Here is a 25,865-nt window from a genome sequence, read left to right as displayed (position 1 = left end):
CTGGTCTTCCCTCATCGTTCCTCCTCCAGCACGTGCTTGATGAGAGCGTCAGCGTCCATCTCATCGACGAAGGCCTCGTCATCGGATTCCGAATCGGGCTTTGGAACGGCCAGGCCCTCTATGGCTGCCAGCCTCAGCAGCGTGTCCAGCACACCGGCCTCCTGGAACTTGGCAATCGAGATCCCCGCGAGCGCTCGGCGGAGCTCCTGCTCGTGGAGGCGAGGTTCGGGCTCCGCTGGAGCGAACAACTCGCCCAGCCGGGCGGCCAGGGCCGTCGGAGTCGGATAGTCGAACACCAACGTGGCGGGCAACCGCAACCCCGTCGCCTTCGCCAGACCGTTCCGCAACTCCACCGCCGTCAGCGAATCGATGCCCAGATCCTTGAACGCCGCGGTCACCGGAATCGTGCGGGCGTCGGCGTGTCCCAGAACCGTCGCGGCGCTGTCACACACCACCCTCAGCAACGCCTTCTCCCGTTCCTCCGGTGCCAAAGCTGCCAACCACTGCGCTGACGAGTCACCGGCAGAGGCGGCCCTGCGGGCGATCGGGCGGTGCAACGACCGCAGCAACGCCGGGACTTCCGCGTCCCGTACCGGCTCCATCGCCGCGGCCACCAGAACCGGCTCGTCGTGGCGCGACGCACTGTCGAACAGCCGCATCCCCTGCTCGGCGGAGATGGCCCGCAGGCCACCGCGCCGGATCCGGCCCCGGTCCGTATCGGTCAGCTTCGCGGTCAGGCCGCTCGCGTCCTCCCACAGACCCCAGGCGAGTGAGAGTGCGGGCAGACCCTCAGCACGACGCTGCTCCGCCAGCGCGTCCACGAACGCATTGGCCGCCGCGTAGTTGCCCTGGCCCCCGCTGCCGAGCACACCGGCGGCCGAGGAATACATGACGAACGCGGCCAGGTCGGTGTCGCGGGTGAGTTCGTGCAGGTGCCAGGCGCCGTCGGCCTTGGGTCGCAGTACCGTGTCGAGCCGCTGCGGGTTCAAAGACTCGACGACACCGTCATCGAGCACGCCGGCAGTGTGAATCACGGCCGTCAGGGGATGCTCCGGCGACACACTCGCCAGCACTTGCGCCAGCCCGTCACGGTCGGACACGTCACAGGCCGCTGTGGCCACCTGGGCGCCCAGTTCACCGAGCTCGCCAATCAGCGCCTGGTCCGGGGTGCTGCGGGAGACCAGCAGCAGATGACGCACGCCGCGTTCGGCCACCAGGTGCCGGGCGACGATCCCCGCCAGCACACCCGACCCACCGGTGATCAAAACCGTGCCATCCCGATCCCAAACCCTGTCTGACTCGGGTTCGGCCGCCTGCGTGCGGGCCAGTCGTGCTGCCTCGTACCGGCCGCCGCTGATCCGCAGCCGCGGCTCGTCCAACCCGACAGACGCCGCCAGCTGGTCCGGGGTGAGGGTGTCGTCGTCGCTTTCCACCAGGACAAACCGACCCGGGTGCTCGGACTGCGCCGACCGCATCAACCCCGACACGGCGGCAGCGGCCAGCCCGGTACCGGTCCGCACGACCAGAATGCTGTCGGTGAAGCGCTCCCCAGCCAGCCAGGTCTGGACTGATTGCAGGACCTGGGCGGTCAGTACACGGGTCTGTTCCAGCGGGTTCTCGCTGCTGTCGGGGAGTGCGGTGAAGACCACCACCTCGGGCACCGGCACATCACCGCCCGACACCAGATCCTCGAACCGGCCTGTGGTCAGGCCGGTCTCCTGAGGGGCCGGGATCTCCGTCCAGGTCAAAGCGAGCAAGTCATCGGCAGCGGAACCAAGCGCATCGGCCGTCACCGGGCGCGTCACCAGCGAGCCCACGCTAGCCACCGGCCGACTGACGTCATCGGCGACCCGCACACTCCAGCCATCCGCTGCTCGTGTCACCGCCACACGCAACATGGCCGAACCGGTGCCATGGACCCGGACACCGTTCCAGGAAAACGGCAGTCCCACAGCCCGCTCGGCATCGGGTGCGCTCAGGGTGCAGGCATGCAGAGCCGCATCGAGCAGAGCCGGGTGCACCGCATACCGTGCCGCTTCCCGCGCCTGCTCCTCCGCCAGAGCAACCTCGGCGAAGACAGTGTCCCCCTCACGCCACGCAGCCCGCAAACCCTGGAACGCGGGACCGTACTCATACCCCTCTGCCATCAGCCGGTCGTAGAAACCCATTACATCCACCGGCTGCGCCTGGGCCGGCGGCCATGAAGCAAACTCCGACAGCGGGACCGTCGAATCAGATGCACCGATCACGGCGGAAACGTGCCGGACCCAGGAATCGGCGTTGTCCGCCCGGGAGAAGACCGTCACCACCCGGCGCCCGGACTCGTCAGCCTCGGCAACCGAGACGGATAGTTGCACACCGCCGGTCCGCGGCAGCAGGAGCGGAGTTTCGATCACCAGCTCATCGACAACATCACAACCGACCTCGCCGGCGGCGCGGACAACCAGCTCAACAAACCCGGTACCGGGCAGCAGCACACTGCCCCAGACCGCGTGATCAGCCAGCCACGCGTGGGTGGCCAGGGATACCCGCCCGGTCAACAGCACACCATCGGACTCAGGCAACTCCACCGCCACACCCAGCAACGGATGACCACCCACAGCCGAGCGATCCACACCCTCCACCCAATAACGCTGGTGCTGGAAGGCGTAGGTCGGAAGGTCCAGCACCCGGGCTGTGGTGGTGCCGAGGATGGCGGGCCAGTCGACGGTGACGCCATGGGTGTAGGCCTGTGCCAGGGCGGTGAGCATCCGGGCGGCGTCCCCGTCGTCACGACGCAACGTGGCAACAGAGACGACATCGTCATCCATCGCCTGCAACAGCACCGGACTCGCACTGACCTCCACGAACACGGTCTCGCCCCGGGCCTGCAACTGGCTGACGGCCGAGTCGAAACCCACCGGTTCACGCAGGTTCCGGTACCAGTACTCCGCATCCAAGGGGCCCTCGACCCAGGTGCCGTCCACGGTCGACAGCCACGGCACCACCGGAGCCTGCGAGCCCATACCGGCGGTGATGCCGAGCAGTTCGTCGCGGACCAGCTCGACATGCGGGGTATGCGAGGCGTAGTCGACGGTGATCCGCCGCACCCGCACCCCTCCCGCCTCATGAACCGCCAGCACACGGTCCACCGCCTCCGGCGCACCCGCGATCACCGTGGACGCGGGACCGTTGTGGGCGGCGATCCAGGCGCCGTCGACCAGCTCGACATCCTGTGCGGGCAACGCGATGGATGCCATCGCGCCCCGGCCCGCCAGACCGCGGGCGATCACCTGACTGCGCAACGTCACAATCCGCGCCGCATCCCGCAACGACACCGCACCCGCCACACACGCCGCGGCGATCTCGCCCTGGGAGTGACCGATCACCGCGTCCGGCCGCACACCTGCCGCCCGCCACACCGCGGCCAGCGAAACCATCACCGCCCACGAGGCAGGCTGGACCACATCGACCCGGTCCACCACCGCCGGATCATCCAGCACCGTGAACAGATCCCAGTCCACGAACTCACCCAACGCCGCCGCACACTCAGCCATCCGCTCCGCGAACACCACCGACGAATCACGCAGCGCACTGCCCATCCCCAGCCACTGCCACCCCTGCCCCGGGAAGACGAACACCACCCGGGGATCAGACATAGCAGCGCCGGTGCCGGTAACAGTGTCGTCGCCGAGGAGCACGGCACGGTGCTCGAACACCGACCGCGTCACCGCCAGCGTCAACGCCACAGCCCGCATGTCTGCCTCGGGTGTTGCGGCCAGGTAGGCGCGCAGCCGGTCTTCGACCTCGGCCAGAGCGGACTGGGTCCTGGCCGATACCACCAGGGGCAGCACATCCGAGGCCACCACCGGCGTCACAGCAGGCTGCGCCTCCTGCGTGGGCTGGGCGGGTGCGCTCTCCAGGATGACGTGGGCGTTGGTGCCGCTGACGCCGAAGGACGACACGCCTGCCCGGCGGGGCCGGTCGGTGTCGGGCCAGGACCGGTTTTCACTCACCAGTTCCACCGCACCGGCCGTCCAGTCCACATGCCGCGACGGCTCATCCACATGCAACGTGCGCGGCACCAGCCCATGCCGCAGCGCCATCACCATCTTGATGACGCCCGACACACCCGAGGCAGCCTGCGTATGACCGATATTCGACTTCAACGAGCCCAGCAGCAGAGGCCGCTCACGGTCCTGGCCATAGGTGGCGAGCACCGCCTGGGCCTCGATCGGGTCACCCAGCGTCGTACCCGTGCCATGCGCCTCAACCACATCCACCTCAGCCGTGCTCAGACCCGCGTTGCTGAGAGCGGCCCGGATCACCCGCTGCTGCGAAGGACCGTTCGGCGCGGTCAGCCCGTTGGAGGCACCGTCCTGGTTGACCGCCGAGCTGCGGACCACCGCAAGCACCTGGTGGCCGTTGCGGCGGGCGTCGGAGAGCCGCTCGACCAGCAGCAGACCCACGCCCTCGGAGAAGCCGGCGCCGTCCGCACTGTCCGCGAACGCCTTACACCGGCCATCGGAGGCCAGACCACGCTGCCGAGCGAACTCGGTGAAGACCTCCGGCGTGGCCATCACCGTCACACCACCGGCCAACGCCATCGAACACTCACCATTACGCAACGCCTGCGCCGCCAGATGCAAAGCGACCAAGGAGGACGAGCACGCCGTGTCCATCGTGATCGCCGGACCCTCAAGACCGAAGAAGTACGACACCCGGCCGGACAACACGCTGGGGCCGGCCGTGGCGCCATAACCTTCGCGGTCAAACCCGGCACCGTAGCCAACGGGGAATGCACCTATGAAAACGCCGGTATCGGTACCGCGTACTGAACCAGGCTCAATACCAGCCCGCTCGAACGCCTCCCAGGAAACCTCCAACAGCAGCCGCTGCTGCGGATCCATCGCCAACGCCTCACGCGGACTGATCCCGAAGAATCCGGCATCAAAGCCAGCCGCGGCATCCAGGAATCCACCCTGCACGCAATACGACTTCCCTGCCGCCTCCGGATCCGGATCGAACAGGTTCTCTACGTCCCAGCCGCGGTCGGTGGGGAAACCCGAGACCGCATCCGTACCCGACTCGACAAGGCGCCACAGGTCTTCAGGAGAGGCCACACCGCCCGGCAGGCGGCACGCCATACCCACAATCGCCAACGGCTCGTCCTGCCCCACCGCCGACACCGGCCCGCGTACCGGGACAGAGTTCTCGCCGGTGAACAACTCCTGCAGCCGGGCGGCCAAGGCCGTCGGGGTCGGGTAGTCGAACACCATCGTGGCGGGCAACCGCAACCCCGTCGCCTTCACCAGACTGTTTCGCAACTCCACCGCCATCAGCGAATCCACACCCAGATCCCTGAACGCACCAGCCGCCGGAATGCTGCGGGCGTCGGCGTGCCCCAGAACCACGGCGGCACTGTCACACACCACCTTCAGCAGCGCCTTCTGCCGCTCGGCCGGTGCCAGGGCGGCCAGCCACTGCACCCCACCGCTGGCGGAAGCGGCTCGCCGGGCAACCGGGCGACGCAACGAACGCAGCAGCGCAGGTACTTCGCCGTGTCGGATCGGGTCCATCACAGCGGGCACCAAGAGCGGTTCGCCATGGCGTGACGCGGTGTCGAACAGCCGCATTCCGTGCTCAGCGGTGATGGTTCGCTTGTCGCTGCGGCGGATTCGGTCGTGGTCGGCGCCGGTCAGTTTCGCGGTCAGGTCTCCGGTGTCCTCCCACAAACCCCAGGCAAGCGCAAGTGCGGGCAGGCCCTCGGCTCGGCGTTGTTCGGCCAGGGCGTCGAGGAAGGCGTTGGCTGCCGCGTAGTTGCCCTGTCCCGCGCCACCTATGACACCGGCGGCGGAGGAGTACATGACGAACGTTGCGAGGTCGGTGTCCCGGGTGAGTTCGTGGAGGTGCCAGGCGCCGTCGGCCTTGGGCCGTAGCACCGTGTCCAGTTGCTGTGTGGTCAGGGACTCCACGACGCCGTCGTCGAGTGCGCCGGCGGTGTGGATCACGGCGGTCAGGGGGTGTTCCGGTGATACACCGGCCAGTACGTGCGCCAGTCCGGTGCGGTCCGATACGTCGCAGGCCGCGGTGTCGACCCGGGCGCCCAGCTGGGTGAGTTCGTTGATCAGTGCTGGGTCGGGGGTGGTGCGGGAGAGGAGCAGCAGATGGCGTGCACCGTGTTCGGTTACCAGGTGGCGGGCGAGGATGGCTGCCAGGACGCCGGAAGCGCCGGTGATCAGGACGGTGCCGTCGGGGTCGGGTCGGCGGGGGATGGTGAGGACGATCTTGCCGATGTGGCGGGCGCGGCTCATCCGGCTGAACGCATCGCGGGCCTGGCGGATGTCCCAGGCCTGCACGGGCAGGGGCTGTAGGAGGCCTTGTGCGAACAGGTTGAGGATTTCGGTGATGATCTCCCGCAGCCGGTCCGGGCCGGCGTCCATCAGGTCGAACGCCTGGTAGCTGGTACCCGGCCGGTCGGCGGTGATCTGGTGCGGGTCGCGGATGTCGGTCTTGCCCATCTCCACGAACCGGCCGCCGCGGGGCAGCAGATCGAGGGAGGCGTCGACGAAGTCACCGCTGAGGGAGTTCAGGACGACATCGACACCCTGGCCGTCGGTAGTGTCCAGAAACGCTTCCCGGAAGCCCGTGGTGCGGGAGTCCGCGATCCGAGTGCCGTCCAGACCCGCCTCATACAGGATGTGCTGCTTGCCTGTGCTGGCGGTCGCGTAGATCTGCGCCCCGAGGTGGCGGGCGATCTGGGTCGCCGCCATGCCCACACCGCCCGCCGCGGTGTGGATCAGCACGGACTCACCCGCACTCAGCCCGGCCAGATCCACCAACCCGTAATACGCGGTGGCGAACACACTCGGAACAGAAGCCGCTGTAGTGAAGGACCAACCATCAGGCATCACAGCGAGCAGGCGACGATCGGCGATCGCGACCGTCCCGATCCCGCCACTCAGCAGGCCGAAGACCCGGTCCCCCGGGGCCAGATCGTGGACCTCCGGGCCGACCTTGAGCACGGTGCCCGCGGCCTCAGCTCCGATCACAGCCTCACCGGGGTAAGTGCCGAGCGCGATAAGAACATCGCGGAAGTTCAGGCCTGCGGCACGGATGTCTATGCGTACTTCGCCGGGTCGCAGGGGCCGTTCGGCGGTGTCGGTGGGTACCAGCGCGAGGTCTTGCAGGGTTCCGCTGCGGGAGTGCTCCAGCAGCCAGGCACGATTGTCGGGGATCGTCAGCGGGCTGTCTTCGGGGGTGTTGGTCCGGGCCAGTCGAGCTGCCTCGTACCGGCCGTCATTGATCCGCAGCCGCGGCTCGTCGAGCCCGACGGTGGCCGCCAGCTGGTCCGGGGTGAGGGTGTCGTCGTCGCTTTCCACCAGGACAAACCGGCCCGGGTGCTCGGACTGGGCCGACCGCATCAACCCCGACACTGCGGCAGCGGCCAGCCCGGTACCGGTCCGTACGACCAGTGTGCTGTCGGTGAAGCGTTCCCCGGCCAGCCAGGTCTGGACTGCCTGGAGGACCCGGGCGGTCAGCGTGCGGGTCTGCGCCAGCGGGTCCGGCGAATCCAGCGGATCCACCGGGTCCAGCGGATTCTCGCTGCTGTCGGGGAGTGCGGTAAGGAGCACCACCTCGGGCACCGGCACATCACCGCCCGACACCAGATCCTCGAACCGGCCAGTGGTCAGACCCGTCTGCTGGGGGATGGGGATCTCCGTCCAGACCACCCTGAGCAGGTCATCGGCTGCGGAGCCGAGCGCGTCGGCCGTTACCGGCCGAGTCACGAGCGAGCCGATGGTGGCCACCGGCCGGCCGTCGTCATCGGCGACCCGCACACTCCAGCCATCCGTTGCCTGTGTCACCGCCACACGCAACGTGGCCGAGCCCGTGGCATGGACCTGAACACCGTTCCAGGAGAACGGCATCCGCACGCTCTGCTGGTCGGTATCCGGTGTGTTCAGGATGCTGGCGTGCATGGCGGCGTCCAACAGCGCCGGGTGCACGGCGAATTGTGCCGCCTCCTGCGCCTGCTCCTCAGCCAGAGCAACCTCGGCGTAGACGGTGTCCCCGTCGCGCCACGCAGCTTGCAGCCCCTGGAACGCGGGACCGTACTCAGTACCTGCCGCTGCCAGCCGCTCGTAGAAATCGGCCACGTTCACCGGCTGCGCCTGGGCTGGTGGCCACGAGGCGAATTCTGGCAGCGAGACCGTCGAGTCAGAGGTACTGACTGTCGCCGTGACGTGCCGGGTCCAGGTATCGGCGGTGTCCGCCTGGGAGAAGACCGTCACCGCGCGGTGTCCGGACTCGTCGGCCTCGGCGACCGAGACGGATAGTTGCACACCGCCGGTCTGCGGCAGCAGGAGCGGGGTTTCGATCACCAGCTCGTCGATGGCGTCGCACTCGACCTCGTCGGCGGCGCGGACGACCAGCTCAACAAATGCGGTACCGGGGAGCAGGACACTGCCCCGGACCGCGTGGTCAGCCAACCATGTGTGGGTGGCCAGTGATACCCGCCCGGTGAGGACCACACCGTCGGAGCCGGGCAGCGCCACTACCGTGCCCAGCAGTGGATGACCATCGGCAGACGACCGGTCCACGCTCTTGAGCCAGTACCGCTGATGCTGGAAGGCGTAGGTCGGAAGGTCCAGTACCCGGCCCGGGACATTGCCCACCACCCCGGGCCAGTCGACAGTCACACCCTGGACATAGGCCTGCGCCAGGGCGGTGAGCATCCGGGCGGCGTCCCCGTCGTCGCGACGCAACGTGGCAACAGAAACGACATCGTCATCCATCGCCTGCAACAACACCGGGCTGGCGCTGACCTCGACGAACACGGTCTCGCCCCGGGCCTGCAACTGGCTGACGGCCGAGTCGAAACCCACCGGCTCACGCAGGTTCCGGTACCAGTAGTCCGCATCGAGCGGGCCCTCGATCCAGGTGCCGTCCACGGTCGACAGCCACGGCACCACCGGGGGCTGCGAGCCGACACCGGCGGTGATGTCGAGCAGTTCGTCGCGGACCAGCTCGACATGCGGGGTATGCGAGGCGTAGTCGACGGTGATCCGCCGCACCCGCACCCCTCCCGCCTCATGAACCGCCAGCACACGGTCCACCGCCTCCGGCGCACCCGCGATCACCGTCGACGCGGGACCGTTATGCGCGGCGATCCAGGCACCGTCGACCAGCTCGACATCCTGTGCGGGCAACGCGATGGATGCCATCGCACCCCGGCCCGCCAGACCGCGGGCGATCACCTGACTGCGCAACGTCACAATCCGGGCGGCATCCCGCAACGACACGGCACCGGCCACACAGGCGGCGGCGATCTCACCCTGGGAGTGACCGATCACCGCGTCCGGCCGCACACCGGCCGCCTGCCACACCGCGGCCAGCGAAACCATCACCGCCCACGAGGCGGGCTGGACCACATCGACCCGGTCCACCACCGCCGGATCATCCAGCACCGTGAACAGATCCCAGTCCACGAACTCACCCAACGCCGCCGCACACTCGGCCATCCGCTCGGCGAACACCACCGAGGAATCACGCAGCGCACTGCCCATCCCCAGCCACTGCCACCCCTGCCCCGGGAAGACAAACACCACCCGGGGATCAGACATAGCGGCGCCGGTGCCGGTAACAGTGTCGTCGCCGAGGAGCACGGCACGGTGCTCGAACACCGACCGCGTCACCGCCAGCGTCAACGCCACAGCCCGCATGTCTGCCTCGGGTGTTGCGGCCAGGTAGGCGCGCAGCCGGTCTTCGACCTCGGCCAGAGCGGACCGGGTCCTGGCCGATACCACCATGGGCAGCACATCCGAGGCCACCACCGGCGTCACAACAGGCTGCGTCTGGTCCGCGGGCTGGGCGGGTGCGCTCTCCAGGATGACGTGGGCGTTGGTGCCGCTGACGCCGAAGGACGACACGCCTGCCCGGCGGGGCCGGTCGGTGTCGGGCCAGGACCGGTTTTCCCTCACCAGTTCCACCGCACCGGCCGTCCAGTCCACATGCCGCGACGGCTCGTTCACGTGCAGGGTGCGGGGAACGGTGTTGTGTTGCAGTGCCATCACCATCTTGATGACACCCGACACACCCGAGGCAGCCTGCGTATGACCGATATTCGACTTCAACGAGCCCAGCAGCAACGGCCGCTCACGGCCCTGGCCATAGGCGGCGAGCACCGCCTGGGCCTCGATCGGGTCACCCAGCGTCGTACCCGTGCCATGCGCCTCGACCACATCCACCTCGTGCGCCGCAAGGCCCGCGTTGCTGAGAGCCGCTTGGATCACCCGCTGCTGGGAGGGTCCATTCGGCGCGGTCAGCCCGTTGGACGCACCGTCCTGGTTCACTGCGGAGCTACGGACTACTGCCAGTACCTGGTGGCCCTTAGCTTGCGCGTCAGACAAGCGCTCTACCAGCAGGACGCCGACGCCCTCAGACCATCCCGTGCCGTCCGCGCTGTCGGCGAACGCCTTGCACCGGCCATCGGATGCCAGGCCGCCCTGGCGCGAGAACTCGGTGAAGAGCTCCGGTGTGGCCATCACCGTGGCGCCGCCGACCAGGGCCAGCGAGCACTCCCCCTGCCGCAGGGCGTACCCGGCCTGGTGCAACGCCACCAGCGATGACGAACACGCCGTGTCCACCGTGAAGGCGGGACCTTCGAGACCGAAGAAGTACGACACCCGGCCGGACAGGACACTGGTCGCGCTCGCGGTGGCGCCGAAGCCGCCGAGGTCGGCATTGGTGCCGTAGCCACCGGGATACGCACCCATGAAGACACCGGTGTCGCTGCCGCGTACGGAACCGGGCTCGATCCCGGCCCGCTCGAACGCCTCCCACGACACCTCCAGCACCAGCCGCTGCTGCGGGTCCATCGCCAGTGCCTCACGCGGACTGATCCCGAAGAACCCGGCATCGAAGCCAGCCGCGGTGTCCAGGAAGCCACCCTGCACGCAGTACGACTTCCCGGACGCGTCCGGATCAGGGTCGTACAGGCCCTCGACGTCCCAGCCACGGTCGGCGGGAAAACCGGAAATCGCATCCGTACCCGACTCGACCAAGCGCCACAGATCCTCCGGCGACGACACCCCACCCGGCAGACGACACGCCATACCCACAATCGCCAACGGCTCGTCCTGCCCCACCACCGACACCGGCCCACGTACCGGGACAGGGCTCTCCCCAGTGAACAACTCCCCCAGCCGGGCGGCCAAGGCCGTCGGAGTCGGATAGTCGAACACCAACGTGGCGGGCAACCGCAACCCCGTCGCCTTCGCCAGACCGTTCCGCAACTCCACCGCCGTCAGCGAATCCACACCCAGATCCTTGAATGCGGCGGCTACGGGGACGGTGCGGGCGTCGGCGTGTCCCAGAACCGTCGCGGCGCCGTCACGCACCAGCTTCAGCAGTGCCTTCTCCCGCTCGGCCGGTGCCAGGGTGGCCAGCCACCGCACTCCACCGGCGGAAGCGGCCCTGCGGGCGATCGGGCGGTGCAACGACCGCAGCAACGCCGGGACTTCCGCGTCCCGTACCGGCTCCATCCCCGCAGCCACCAGAACCGGCTCGTCGTGGCGCGACGCACTGTCGAACAGCCGCATACCATGCTCGGCGGAGATGGCCCGCAGGCCACCGCGCCGGATCCGGCCCCTGTCCGTATCGGTCAGCTTCGCAGTCAGGCCGCTCGCGTCCTCCCACAGACCCCACGCCAGCGCGAGTGCGGGCAGACCCTCAGCACGACGCTGCTCCGCCAGCGCGTCCACGAACGCATTGGCCGCCGCATAATTACCCTGCCCCGCACTACCGAGCACACCAGCAGCCGAGGAATACATGACGAACGCCGCCAGGCCGGCATCCCGGGTGAGCTCGTGCAAATGCCAGGCACCATCGGCCTTGGGCCGCAGGACCGTCTCCAGCCGCTGCGCGGTCAGGGACTCCACGACACCGTCATCCACCACACCCGCGGTATGAATCACGGCCGTCAGGGGATGCTCCGGCGACACACCCGCAAGCACCCGCGCCAGCCCGTCACGGTCGGACACGTCACAGGCCGCTGTGGCCACCTGGGCGCCCAGTTCACCGAGCTCGCCGATCAGCGCCTGGTCCGGGGTGCTGCGGGAGACCAGCAGCAGATGACACACGCCGCGTTCGGCCACCAGGTGCCGGGCGACGATCCCCGCCAGCACACCCGACCCACCGGTGATCAGAACCGTGCCATCCGGATCCCAACCCCTGTCTGACTCGGGTTCGGCGGCCTGCGTGCGGGCCAGTCGTGCTGCCTCGTACCGGCCGCCGCTGATCCGCAGCCGCGGCTCGTCCAATCCGACAGACGCGGCCAGTTGGTGCAAGGTGAGGGTGTCGTCGTCGCTTTCCACCAGGATGAACCGGCCCGGATGTTCCGACTGCGCCGATCGCATCAATCCCGACACTGCGGCGGCGGCCGGCCCGGTGCCGGTCCGCACGACCAGAGTGCTGTCGGTGAAGCGCTCCCCAGCCAGCCAGGTCTGGACTGATTGCAGGACCTGGGCGGTCAGTACACGGGTCTGTTCCAGCGGGCTCGGCGGGTTCTCACTGCTGTCGGGGAGTGCGGTGAAGACCACCACCTCGGGCACCGGCACATCACCGCCCGACACCAAGTCCTCGAACCGGCCGACTGTCAGGCCGGTCTCCTGAGGGGCCGGGATTTCTGTCCAGGTCAGGGTGAGCAGGTCGTCGGTGCTGGTGGCCGGTTCGTAGACGGGAACAGCGCCCAGGGTGAGGGAGCGGGCGGACAGGACAGGAAGTCCTGTGCTGTCGGTGGCCTCGGCCGACAGGGTGCCGTCATCGTGTGAGGTGAGACGGACGCGCAGCTCACCGGGGTTGCCGGCGTGCAGGGTCAGGCCCTGCCACACGGCAGGGGCCTCCTCCCCTACAGCGGTGAGCGCGGCCGTCATCAGGCCGGGATGAAGCACAAACCTGGCGGCGTCGTGGGTGTCGTCCAGGGCAACCTCGGCGAACACATCGCTGCCGCGGCGCCACACCCCGCGCAGTGACGGTGCTCGGGTCGCGACCGGGACCGCACCGGTCGGCGGCCACACCTCCCCGGCCTGCCAGCCGGACACCCTGCCGGTGGTGGTGGCCAGGGTCGCGGTGGCCAGGCGTGTCCAGGGCTCGCCGTCGCTGCAACGGGCGTGGACACTGAGCCGGCGGCGGCTGGTCTCGTCCGGTTCGCTCACCCAGGTCTGTATCTGGACGGCGCCCTCGTCGGGAAGCAGCAGCAACGCTTGGACGGTGAGTTCCTCGACGAGGCCGCAGCCGGTCTCGTCCGCCGCCGCCAGCGCCATCTCCACGAACACCGTCGCGGGCAGAACCGCCTGCTCCCGCAGCCACAGATCACCGCTCCGGGAAACCCGGGCAGTGAACAGCACCCCACTGGCCTCCGCCAGCCGCACCGCCTCACCCAGCAACGGATGACCACCGGCAGCCGACCGGTCCGCACCCTCAAGCCAGTACCGCTGATGCTGGAAGGCATACGTCGGAAGATCCAGCACCCTCGCCGGAACATCGCCCAGCACCGCGGTCCAGTCGACGGTGACGCCGTTGACATACAGGTGGGCCAGAGCGCTGACCGCGGCCTGTGCCTCATGGTCACCGTGCAGCATCGCGACACCATCGACCAGACGGGCCAGCGACCGGTCGGCACCCAGCTCAAGGAACACCGCGTCACCGTAGGAGGCGACCTGCTCCCCGAACCTGACCACATCCCGGACCTGCCGCACCCAATACTCAGCCGTCGCAACCTGCTCGCCCGCGGCCATGGCGACCTGGGGTGTCCGATAGGTCAGGCCTTCGGCGACCGCCCGGAACTCCTCCAGCATCGGCTCCATACGAGCGGAATGGAACGCGTGGCTGGTCGCCAACCGCGTCCACTTCCCCAACGTGCTGGCGGCCTGTAGCACGGCGGCCTCATCACCGGAGAGAACCACCGACGACGGCCCATTGACCGCGGCGATCTCCACACCCTCACCCAGCACGGCCCGGGCCTCATCCTCCGACACCGGAACAGCAACCATCACCCCACCCGCAGGCAGAGCCTGCATCAAACGAGCCCGCGCCGAGACCAAAGCGCACGCATCCTCCAACGACCACACCCCGGACACATACGCAGCCGCAAGCTCACCCACCGAATGACCAACCACCGCATCCGGACCAACACCCCACGACTCCAGCAACCCAAACAGAGCCACCTGCAAAGCAAACAGGGCCGGCTGCGCGTAGCCGGTCTCGTCCACCTCCAGATCGGGCACATCCAGCAGATCCCACACCTGCTGATGGATCCGCGCGAAGACGGGGAACGCGGCGGCCAGCTCCTCACCCATACCAGCACGCTGCGACCCCTGCCCCGGGAAGACGAACACCACCCGGGGATCAGACACCGCCGTCCCGGTAACGCTGTCATCTCCAATGAGTACGGCACGGTGCTCGAACACCGACCGCGTCACCGCCAGCGTCGACGCCACAGCCCGCAAATCCACCCCGGGCGACCCCGACAGATACGCACGCAACCGGCCCTCGTACGCGACCAGAGCCGACTGCGTCCTGGCCGACACCACCAACGGCACCCACTCCGGCACCGACTCGACCACCGTGCCGTCCGCCAGCTGCGCGGGGGGCGCGCTCTCCAGGATGACGTGAGCGTTCGTACCACTGATCCCGAACGACGACACACCTGCCCGGCCCGGTCGGCCGGTGTCCGGCCACGGCTGGTTCTCCATCACCAACTGCACCGCCCCCGCCGACCAGTCCACATGCCGCGACGGCTCATCCACATGCAACGTGCGCGGCACCAGCCCATGCCGCAGCGCCATCACCATCTTGATGACACCCGACACACCGGCCGCAGCCTGCGTATGTCCCAGATTCGACTTCACCGAACCCAGCAACAACGGCCGCTCACGGCCCTGACCATAAGTGGCGAGCACCGCCTGCGCCTCGATCGGGTCACCCAACGTCGTACCCGTGCCATGCGCCTCAACCACATCCACCTCAGCCGCGGTCAACCCCGCATTGCCGAGAGCGGCCTGAATCACCCGCTGCTGCGAAGGACCATTCGGCGCGGTCAACCCGTTCGACGCACCATCCTGGTTGACCGCCGAACCCCGCACCACCGCCAACACCTGGTGACCATTACGGCGGGCGTCGGAGAGCCGCTCCACCAACAGCACACCGGCACCCTCGGAGAAGCCAGCACCGTCCGCACTGTCCGCGAAAGCCTTACTGCGACCGTCACCGGCCAAGCCACCCTGACGAGCGAACTCCACGAAAGTCTGCGGCGTGGCCATCACCGTGACACCACCGACCAGGGCCAGCGAACACTCCCCCTGCCGCAGCGCATACCCCGCCTGGTGCAACGCCACCAACGACGACGAACACGCCGTGTCGACTGTGAACGCCGGCCCCTCAAAGCCGAAGAAGTACGACACCCGCCCCGACAGAACACTCACCGCACCGGCAGTTGTCCCGAAGCCGCCGAGGTCGGCACCGATGCCGTAGCCACCGGGATACGCACCCATGAAAACACCGGTATCAGTACCGCGCACGGAACCGGGCTCGATCCCCGCCCGCTCGAACGCCTCCCAGGACACCTCCAGCACCAGCCGCTGCTGCGGATCCATCGCCAACGCCTCACGCGGACTGATCCCGAAGAACCCGGCATCAAAACCGGCCGCAGTCTCCAGGAAACCACCCTGCAGACGGTAGGAGTCACCAGCTGCGGGACCGAACAGATTCTCCACGTCCCAGCCACGGTCGGTGGGGAAACCCGAGACCGCATCCGTACCCGACTCCAGCAGACGCCACAAATCCTCCGGGGAGGAGACTCCACCGGGCAGGCGGCAGGCCATGCCCACGATCGCCAGCGGCTCGTCCTGCGCCACCGCCGTCACCGGCCCGCGTACCGGTACGGGGTTCTCGCCGGTGAACAACTCGTCCAGCCTCGCAGCCAAGGCCGCCGGAGTCGGATAGTCGAACACCAACGTGGCGGGCAACCGCAACCCCGTCGCCTTCGCCAGACCGTTCCGCAACTCCACCGCCGTCAGCGAATCCACACCCAGATCCCTGAACGCACCAGTCGCCGGAATCGTGCTGGCGTCAGCATGTCCCAGAACCGTCGCGGCGCCGTCACACACCACCTTCAACAGCGCCTTCTCCCGCTCCACAGGCGCCAACCGGGCCAACCACCGCACCGACGAATCACCGGTAGAAGCAGCCCGCCGGGCAACCGGACGATGCAACAAACGCAGCAACGCCGGAACCTCGGCATCACGCACAGGCCCCATCGCCGCAGCAAGCAGAACTGACGCACCGTGACGTGACGCGGCGTCGAGCAAACCCATCCCATGGCCCGCGGAGATGGCCCGCAGGCCACCACGCCGGATCCGGTCACGATCCGTATCGGTCATTCCGGCGGTCAGACCACTCGCGTCCTCCCACAAACCCCACGCCACCGCCAGCGCAGGCAGACCCTCAGCACGACGCTGCTCAGCCAGCGCGTCCACGAACGCATTGGCCGCCGCATAATTACCCTGCCCCGCACTACCGAGCACACCAGCAGCCGAGGAATACATGACGAACGCCGCCAGGCCGGCATCCCGGGTGAGCTCGTGCAGGTGCCAGGCGCCATCGGCCTTGGGCCGCAGGACCGTCTCCAACCGCTGCGCGGTCAGGGACTCCACCACACCGTCGTCGAGTGCGCCGGCGGTGTGAATCACCGCTGTCAACGGATGCTCCGGTGATACACCGGCCAGTACCCGCGCCAGCCCGGCACGATCGGACACGTCGCAGATCGCCGTGTCGACCCGGGCACCCAGCTCACCGAGCTCGTTGATCAGCGCATCGTCCGGGGTGCTGCGGGACAGCAGCAACAGATGGCGTGCACCGTGTTCGGCTACCAGGTGGCGGGCGAGGATGGCTGCCAGGACGCCGGAACCGCCGGTGATCAGGACCGTGCCGTCCGGGTCGGGTCGGCGGGGGATGGTGAGGACGATCTTGCCGATGTGGCGGGCGCGGCTCATCCAGCCGAACGCATCACGGGCCTGGCGGATGTCCCAGGCCTGCACCGGCAGGGGCTGTAGTACACCCTGTGCGAACAGGGCGAGCAGCTCGGCGATGATCTCCCGCAGCCGGTCCGGGCCGGCGTCCATCAGGTCGAACGCCTGGTAGCTGGTACCCGGCCGGTCGGCGGTGACCTGGTGCGGGTCGCGGATGTCGGTCTTGCCCATCTCCACGAACCGGCCACCACGAGGCAGCAGATCAAGCGAGGCGTCGACGAAGTCACCGCTGAGAGAGTTCAGGACGACATCGACACCCCGGCCGTGTGTGTTGTTGAGGAAGGTTTCCTGGAAACTCAGCGTGCGGGAGTCGGCGATGCGGGTGTCTTCCAGGCCGGCTTCGCGCAGGACATGCTGCTTCCCGGTGCTGGCGGTCGCGTAGATCTGCGCGCCGAGGTGGCGGGCGATCTGGGTCGCCGCCATGCCCACACCGCCCGCCGCGGCGTGGATCAGCACGGACTCACCCGCACTCAGCCCGGCCAGATCCACCAACCCGTAATACGCGGTGGCGAACACGACCGGCACGGATGCCGCCGTAGTGAAGGACCAGCCATCAGGCATCACACCCAGCATTCGACGGTCGGCGATCGCGACCGCCCCGAACCCGCCGCCCACAAGACCGAACACTCGGTCTCCCGGGACCAGATCCTGCACCTCCGGGCCGACCTCGAGCACCACGCCCGCGGCCTCACCGCCTGCCAGGCGCTTGTCGTCGACCATGCCAAGTGCCACGACGACGTCGCGGAAGTTCAGACCTGCGGCGCGTACGTCTATGCGTACTTCGCCCGGTTGCAGGGGCCGTTCGGCGGTGTCGGTGGGTACCAGAGCGAGGTCTTGCAGGGTTCCGCTGCGGGGTTGTTCCAGCAGCCAGGCACGACTATCGGGGATTGTCAGCGGGCTGGTTTCCGGCGCATTCGCCCGCGCCAGCCGCGGTACCTCGTACCGACCGTCGCAGACCCGCAGCCGCGGCTCGTCGAGCCCGACGGTGGCCGCCAGCCGGTCCGGGGTGAGGGTGTCGTCGTCGCTTTCCACCAGCACGAACCGGCCCGGGTGCTCCGACTGGACCGACCGCATCAACCCCGACACCCCGGCGGCGGCCAATCCAGTCCCGGTCCGCACGACCAGTGTGCTGTCGGTGAAGCGTTCCCCGGCCACCCAGGTCTGGACTGTCTGGAGGACCCGGGCGGTCAGCGTGCGGGTCTGCGCCAGCGGGTCCGGCGAATCCAGCGGATCCACCGGGTCCAGCGGGTTCTCGCTGCTGTCGGGGAGTGCGGTAAGGACCACCACCTCGGGCACCGGCACATCACCGCCCGACACCAGATCCTCGAACCGACCGACCGTCAGACCGGTCTCCTGAGGGGACGGGATCTCCGTCCACGTCAAGGCGAGCAGGTCATCGGCAGTGGAACCGAGCGCATCGGCCGTCACCACCCGTGTCACAAGCGAGCCGACGGTAGCTACTGGCCGCCCACTGTCGTCAGTGACCCGCACACTCCAGCCGTCCGCTGTTCGTGTTATCGCGACACGCAGCATCGCCGACCCTGCCGCGTGGACCCAAACCTGGTTCCAAGAGAACGGCAGCCGCACACCCTGCTCAGCGGTGTCGAGTGTGTTCAGAATGCTGGCGTGCAAGGCGGCGTCCAACAGCGCTGGATGCACCGCAAACCGTGCCGCCTCCTGCGCCTGCTCCTCAGCCAGAGCAACCTCGGCGTAGACGGTGTCCCCGTCACGCCACGCAGTCCGCAGCCCCTGGAACGCGGGACCGTACTCGTAACCGGCTCCCGTCAGCTGGTCGTAGAAACCGCCCAGGTCCACCGGCTGTGCCTCTGCGGGAGGCCAAGCAGCGAGCTCCGGCAGCGAGACCGTCGAGTCAGAGGTACTGACTGTCGCCGTGACGTGCCGGGTCCAGGTATCGGCGGTGTCCGCCTGGGAGAAGACCGTCATCGCGCGGTGTCCGGACTCGTCGACCTCGGCGACCGAGACGGATAGTTGCACACCGCCGGTCCGCGGCAGCAGAAGCGGAGTTTCGATCACCAGCTCATCGACAACATCACAACCGACCTCGCCGGCGGCGCGGACAACAAGCTCAACAAAAGCGGTACCGGGCAGCAGGACACTGCCCCGCACCGCGTGATCAGCCAACCATGTGTGGGTGGCCAGCGACACCCGCCCGGTCAGGACCACACCGTCGGAGCCGGGCAGCGCCACTACCGTGCCCAGCAGTGGATGACCATCGGCAGACGACCGGTCCACGCTCTTGAGCCAGTACCGCTGATGCTGGAAGGCGTACGTCGGAAGATCCACCACCCGGCCCGGGACATTGCCCACCACCCCGGGCCAGTCGACAGTCACACCCTGGACATAGGCCTGCGCCAGGGCGGTGAGCATCCGGGCGGCGTCCCCGTCGTCACGACGCAACGTGGCAACAGAGACGACATCGTCATCCATCGCCTGCAACAACACCGGACTCGCACTGACCTCCACGAACACGGTCTCGCCCTGAGCCTGCAACTCGCCCACCGCGGAGTCGAAACCCACCGGTTCACGCAGGTTCCGGTACCAGTACTCCGCATCGAGCGGGCCCTCGACCCAGGTGCCATCCACAGTCGACAGCCACGGCACCACCGGAACCTGCGAACCAACACCGGCGGTGATGCCGAGCAGTTCGTCGCGGACCAGCTCGACGTGCGGGGTATGCGAGGCGTAGTCGACGGCGATCCGCCGCACCCGCACCCCTCCCGCCTCATGAACCGCCAGCACACGGTCCACCGCCTCCGGCGCACCCGCGATCACCGTCGACGCGGGACCATTACGGGCCGCGATCCAGGCACCGTCGACCAGCTCGACATCCTGTGCGGGCAACGCGATGGATGCCATCGCACCCCGGCCCGCCAGCCCCCGCGCGATCACCTGACTGCGCAACGTCACAATCCGGGCGGCATCCCGCAACGACACGGCACCGGCCACACAGGCGGCGGCGATCTCACCCTGGGAGTGACCGATCACCGCGTCCGGCCGCACACCGGCCGCCCGCCACACCGCGGCCAGCGAAACCATCACCGCCCACGAAGCGGGCTGGACCACATCGACCCGGTCCACCACCGCCGGATCATCCAGCACCGTGAACAGATCCCAGTCCACGAACTCACCCAACGCCGCCGCACACTCGGCCATCCGCTCGGCGAACACCACCGAGGAATCACGCAGCGCACTGCCCATCCCCAGCCACTGCCACCCCTGCCCCGGGAAAACGAACACCACCCGGGGATCCGACATAGCAGCGCCGGTGCCGGTAACAGTGTCGTCGCCGAGGAGCACGGCACGGTACTCGAACACCGACCGCGTCACCGCCAGCGTCAACGCCACAGCCCGCATGTCTGCCTCGGGTGTTGCGGCCAGGTAGGCGCGCAGCCGGTCCTCGACCTCGGCCAGAGCGGACTCGGTCCTGGCCGACACCACCAGCGGCAGCACATCCGAGGCCACCACCGGCGTCACAACAGGCTGCGCCTCCTCCGCAGGCTGAGCCGGTGCGCTCTCCAGGATGACGTGGGCGTTGGTGCCGCTGACGCCGAAGGACGACACGCCTGCCCGGCGGGGCCGGTCGGTGTCGGGCCAGGACCGGTTTTCCCTCACCAGCTCCACCGCACCGGCCGTCCAGTCCACATGCCGCGACGGCTCATCCACATGCAACGTGCGCGGCACCAGCCCATGCCGCAGCGCCATCACCATCTTGATAACACCCGACACACCCGCAGCAGCCTGCGCATGACCGATATTCGACTTCAACGAACCCAGCAACAACGGCTGCTCACGGTCCTGACCGTAAGTGGCGAGCACCGCCTGGGCCTCGATCGGGTCACCCAGCGTCGTACCCGTGCCATGTGCCTCGACCACATCCACCTCAGCCGTGCTCAGGCCCGCGTTGCTGAGAGCGGCCCGGATCACCCGCTGCTGCGAAGGACCGTTCGGCGCGGACAGGCCGTTCGACGCACCGTCCTGGTTCACCGCCGAACCCCGCACCACCCCCAACACCTGGTGCCCCTTGGCCTGAGCATCCGACAAACGCTCAACCAACAGCACACCGACGCCCTCGGCCCACCCCGTGCCATCCGCGGCGTCAGCGAAGGCTTTACACCGGCCATCGGCTGACAAGCCTCGCTGCCGCGAGAACTCCACGAAACTTTGCGGCGTGGCCATCACGGTGGCGCCGCCGACCAGGGCCAGGGAACACTCACCCTGACGCAGGGAATACCCGGCCTGGTGCAACGCCACCAGCGATGACGAGCAGGCCGTGTCCACCGTGATGGCGGGGCCCTCAAGACCGAAGAAGTACGACACCCGGCCGGACAACACACTCGCCGCGCCAGCAGTCGCCCCGAAACCCTCAAGGTCAGCGCCGACGCCGTAACCACCGGGGAAACCGCCCATGAAGACACCGGTGTCGCTGCCGCGTACGGAACCGGGCTCGATCCCGGCCCGCTCGAACGCCTCCCAGGACACCTCCAACAGCAGCCGCTGCTGCGGATCCATCGCCAACGCCTCACGCGGACTGATCCCGAAGAACCCGGCGTCGAAGCCAGCCGCGGTGTCCAGGAAGCCACCCCGCACGCAGTACGACTTCCCGGACGCGTCCGGATCAGGGTCGTACAGGCCCTCGACGTCCCAGCCACGGTCGGCGGGAAAACCGGAAATCGCATCCGTACCCGACTCGACCAAGCGCCACAGATCCTCCGGCGACGACACCCCACCCGGCAAGCGACACGCCATACCCACAATCGCCAACGGCTCGCCTTGCCCCACCGCCGACACCGGCCCACGTACCGGGACAGGGCTCTCGCCCGTGAACAACTCCCCCAACCGGGCAACGAGCACGGCAGGGTTCGGATAGTCGAACACCATCGTGGCGGGCAGTTGCAGACCCGTTGTCTTGGCCAGGCTGTTGCGCAGTTCCACCGCGGTCAGTGAGTCGATGCCCATCTCGCGGAACGTCTTGTCAGCGGCGTACCGATCGGCCGAGGAGAGGCCCAGGATGTCCATGACGCTGCTGCGGACCAGATCGCGCAACGCCTGTTCTCTGGCAGCCTCTGCGGCTAGGAACTGCCGTGACCATGCTTGCTGTTGGGCGTCGTCGGTTTGCGCACCGACCAAGTTCTGGAGGAGCGGTGGAAGCGTGCCGGCCGCGGCCAGTGCTCGCAGACCGACAGTGTTCAGACGCGTGACAATGTGAGCCGAGTCGGCGGAAGCCATTGCGCGGCCCAGCAGGGGTCCTCTGACCATGACCGCTTCGGCTTCGGGTATGCCCCAGGCGATTGCCGTGATCGGCAGGCCTTCGGCGCGGCGGCGCCGGGCGAGGGCGTCCACGGAGGCAGGCGCGTCTTGGCTGAAGACGACGAAGGCGGCGAGGTCGAGGCTTTTCGTGAGGCGGTGCAGCTGGTGGCTCTCGTGGGCAACGGCGGGACCGCCGGCGTGGATCACCGCGGTGAGGGGGCGTTCCGGTGATATCCCGGCCAGCGCCTGCCCCAGCCCGGCATGATCCGATATGTCACAGACCGCCGTGTCGACCCGGGCGCCCGACTCGATCAGCTCGTTGACCAGAGCTTCGTCCGGGGTGCTGCGGGACAGCAGCAGCAGATGACGCACGTCCTGTTCGGCCACTAGATGCCGGGCGACGGTTCCCGTCAGGACGCCCGACCCGTCGGCGATCAGAACCGTACCGCCGGGGTCGAGTTGCCGGGGAATGGTGAAGGTGATCTTGCCGGTGTGGCGGGCGCGGCTCATCCAGCTGAACGCGTCGCGTGCCTTGCGGATATCCCAGGTCAGTACGGGCAGCGGCCGCAGCACACCCTGCGCGAACAGGGCGAGCAGCTCGGCGATGATCTCCCGCAGCCGGTCCGGACCGGCGTCCAGCAGGTCGAACGCTTGATAGGTGGTACCGGGCCGGTCCGCGGTGGTCCGCTCCGCGTCACGGATATCGGTCTTGCCCATTTCCAGGAACCGGCCGCCGCGGGGCAGCAGGTCGAGGGAGGCGTCGACGAAGTCACCGCTGAGAGAGTTGAGGACGACGTCGACACCCTGGCCGTCGGTGGTGTTCAGGAACGCTTCCCGGAAAGCGAGTGTGCGGGAGTCCGCGATCCGGGTGTCCTCCAGGCCCGCCTCACTCAGGATGTGCTGCTTGCCCGCGCTGGCGGTGGCGAAGATCTGCGCACCCAGGTGCCGGGCGATCTGAGTCGCCGCCATGCCCACACCACCCGCGGCGGCGTGGATCAGGACGGATTCGCCGGCGCTGAGACCGGCCAGGTCCACCAGCCCGTAGTAGGCGGTGGCGAACACGATGGGGATGGACGCCGCCGTGGCGAACGACCATGTATCGGGTATCGCACCGAGCAGACGGCGATCGGCGATCGCGACCGTCCCGAACGCGCTTCCCACAAGCCCGAAGACCCGGTCTCCCGGGGTCAGGTCGGGTACTTCCGAGCCGACCTCGAGCACCACGCCCGCGGCCTCACCGCCCATCAGGCCCTCACCCGGGTACGTACCCAGAGCGATGAGAACGTCGCGGAAGTTCAAACCCGCAGCGCGCACGGCTATCCGCACCTCGCCGGGGTGCAAGGGCCGCTCAGCGGTATCGGCGGGTACCAGGGCGAGGTCTCGCAGGGTTCCGCTGCGGGAGTGCTCCAGCAGCCACGCACGGTTTTCGGGGATCGTGAGCGAGCCGCTGTCCGGGGTGTTCGCGTGGGCCAGTCGCGGGACGAGCGGATTACCGTCGCGCAGCGCGACCTGTGGCTCTCCGAGCCCGGCGAGAGCGGACAGGAGGGTGTCGTCGGGTTCGTTGTCGTCGACGTTGCCGTGGTCGTGGTCGTGGTCGTCGATGTCGATGTCGATGTCGATGACGACGAAGACGCCGGGGTTCTCCGTCTGTTCCCTGCGGATCGCGTCCCATGCCGCTGCGTGCCCGGGGACCGGGATGTCGGAGGGACCAGTGTCCACGGCACGGCGGGTGACGAAGACAAGTGTCGAATCGGCACGCCGCTTGTCGGCGAGCCAGGACTGCGCGAGATCGCGGACCGCGTCGGCCAGGTCGGCGTCCTCGGACGCCAGGGAGTCGACACGTACGACCACATGACCGTCCGGGGAGGCCTGTTCCGGCAGTTCGAGGGGAATCCACTCCAGCCGGTGCAGGGTTTCGCCGCCGCTCGCTCCGGCGAGCAATTCGGCCGGTTCCTCCGTGAGGGAGGAGCGTTTCACCTTGCCGGACGCGGTCCGCGGGATGGCGTCGACCCGGTAGATCTCCTCTGGCACCTTGAAGTACGACAACCGTTCGCGGCACACGGCAAGCACCATGTCGGCATCGACACCGCCCGTTTCCGGCACGACGTACAACACGGGAACCTCGCCGAGTACGGGGTGCTGCTTGCCTGCCGCTGCCGCGTCCTTGACCCCGGGCACGTCGAGCGCCACGGCCTCGATCTCGTGCGGGTGGATGTTCTCACCACCGCGGATGATGAGTTCCTTGATCCGGCCGGTGATGGTGACGTGTCCCGTCTCGCTGCGGCGGGCCAGGTCACCGGTGCGGTACCACCCGGCCGAAAGCACCTCGGCCGTGGCTTCGGGCTGCTCGTGGTAGCCGATCATGATGCTCGGCCCGCTGGCCCACAGCTCGCCCTCTTCGCCGTCCGCGACATCGGCGCCGCTGATGGGGTCGACGAAGCGCAGGGACAGCCCCGGGACGGGGAGGCCACACGAACCGGGGACCCGTTGTCCGCTGAGCCAGTTCACGGTGAGGGATCCGGTGGTCTCGGTGCAGCCGTAGGTGTCGAGCAGCGGTACGCCGAAGACGTCCTCAAAGCCCTCGATGAGGGAAGCCGGCGCGACGGAGCCTGCGACCAGGCCCATTTTCAGCGACGATGTCCGCGGTTCGAACGCGTCGGCGGCTCCCAGAAGATAGCGGAACATCGTCGGCACACCGACGAGCACCGTGCACCGATGCTCCGAGAGCTCTTCGAGCACCTCGCTCGCCACAAAACCGTTCATGATCCGCGCAGTCGCGCCGACGGCGGTGGCGGCCAAGAGACACAGGTGGAGGGCGAGGCTGTGGAACAGCGGCGCGGGCCAGAGCAGAACGTCGTTCTCGGTCAGCTCCCAAGCGGGGATGTCGCAATACGCCGCGGACCAGAGGCCGCTGCCCTGGGTCGACAGGACGCCCTTCGGGGTGCCCGTGGTGCCGGAGGTGTAGAGCATCCAGGCTGCTTCATCGAGCCCCAGGTCGTCGCGTGCTGACTGGACGGGCTCGGCGGTGGCCAGCTCGGCGAATGACCGCACTCCTGGGGGAATTCGTTCCTCGCCCACCAGAACGATGGTCACAGCAGGGGCCGTGCGACGCACATCTTCGAGATGAGCGGAGTCAGTGATGACGGCTACGGCGCCGCTGTCCGACAGGAAGTGGGCGACCTCGGCCTCGGTCGCGTCCGGGTTGAGCGGTACGGCCACCGCGCTGGCCCGGGCGATCGCCAGATAGCTTTCGATGTTCTCGACGCGGTTGCCCAGCAGGATCGCGACTCGGTCGCCCCGGTCCACACCCATGTCCACCAGGTGCCCGGCGATCCGTCCGGTCCGCGCGGCCAATTCGGCGTGTGTCAGTGCGAGCCGCGAGTCCACGTACGCCATTTTGTCGCCAAGGCGTTCAGCATTCGCGCGAAGCAGATCATAAATAGGCCGTACCAGTTCCGCGCGTGACATTAATACACCTTCCGGCAAAGTACGGTGTTCTGATACCTCTAAACCGACTCTAAACCGACT

Annotated in this window: 1 protein-coding gene; it reads right to left on the bottom strand. The window is 68.3% G+C overall.

Annotation, left to right across the window (positions count from 1 at the left end; genetic code table 11):
* Positions 1-11: 11 nt before the first annotated feature.
* Positions 12-25,805, bottom strand: a complete 25,794-nt coding sequence (locus ACMTAK_RS43150; protein WP_413811182.1) for an SDR family NAD(P)-dependent oxidoreductase — start codon at positions 25,803-25,805, stop codon at positions 12-14.
* Positions 25,806-25,865: the final 60 nt, after the last annotated feature.

Origin of the sequence: Streptomyces lacaronensis (assembly GCF_047337785.1) — a bacterium.
Taxonomy (GTDB): domain Bacteria; phylum Actinomycetota; class Actinomycetes; order Streptomycetales; family Streptomycetaceae; genus Streptomyces; species Streptomyces lycopersici.
This window is presented reverse-complemented; position numbering and strand designations above follow the sequence as displayed.

Excerpts from the sequence above, each read along its gene's own strand:
- ACMTAK_RS43150 (WP_413811182.1), bottom strand. The coding sequence starts at position 25,805 with ATGTCACGCGCGGAACTGGTACGGCCTATTTATGATCTGCTTCGCGCG.